Below are 884 nucleotides of genomic sequence, written 5' to 3'. Positions count from 1 at the left end.
GCTAAGAGGGTGTCTCATGTGGAAGGTTTGGCGAGCTTCTTATAGCAGCTGATGGCGGCTGCGAGGGTGAGGAAGGCGGTGAACAGATGGCCGTGGCGTTCGTAGCGGATGGTCAGCCGCCGGTAGCCGAACAGCCAGGACAGCGTTCGCTCGATCACCCAGCGGTGGCGGCCCAGGCGTTCGCCGGACTCGATGCCGGGCCGGGCGATGCGCGGCACGATCCCTCGCTGACGTAGCCAGGCCAGGTGTTCGGCGGAGTGGTACGCCTTGTCGGCACGGGCCTTGACCGGCCGACGCCGGCGGGGTCCGCGCCGCGAGCGGATCGCCGGTAACGCCATGAACAGCGGCTTGAACGCCTGGCTGTCGTGGACGTTGGCGGCTGAGACCGCGACCACCAGCGGCAGCCCGGCAGCGTCCGACAGCACGTGGAGTTTGCTGCCCTTCTTGCCCCGATCGACCGGATTGGGGCCGGTCAGCGTGCCCCCCTTTTCGCCCGGACGGCGGCGGCGTCCACGATCGCCGACGCCCAGTCCACCTGCCCACGGGCGCCCAACTCGTCCAGCACCGCATGATGCAGGCGCGGCCACAACCCAGCCCTGGTCCAAGCGGTGAACCGGCGATGCGCGGTCGGCACGCTCACCCCGAACTCACCCGGTAGATGCCGCCATGCACACCCGCTGGTCAGCACGTAAACGATCGCGGTGAACACCGCCCGATCATCCACACCCGCCGTCCCGCCACCCTGCCGACGCGGCGCGAACCCCGGAACCAACGGCTCGACCAGCTCCCACAACTCATCCGGCACCAACCGGAGCGCAAGATCCGACACGATCCCGGATTATCCCGCAGACCACACCCAACCCACATGAGACACGCTCTAAGCC

At 68.3% G+C, this 884-nt stretch carries 1 protein-coding gene; it reads right to left on the bottom strand.

Annotated elements, in window-relative coordinates; translation table 11 throughout:
• Positions 1–14 precede the first annotated feature (14 nt).
• Positions 15–832 (bottom strand): IS5 family transposase gene (locus tag ETD83_RS42025; RefSeq protein WP_407921568.1). Its coding sequence is split into 2 segments (ribosomal slippage): positions 15–482 and positions 485–832, totalling 816 coding nucleotides; the frame shifts between segments, so codons are not numbered across the junction.
• Positions 833–884 lie beyond the last annotated feature (52 nt).

Source organism: Actinomadura soli (assembly GCF_005889715.1).
GTDB classification, from domain to species: domain Bacteria; phylum Actinomycetota; class Actinomycetes; order Streptosporangiales; family Streptosporangiaceae; genus Spirillospora; species Spirillospora soli.
The sequence above is the reverse complement of the archived record's forward strand: the minus strand, read 5'-3'. Positions and strand labels throughout refer to the sequence as shown.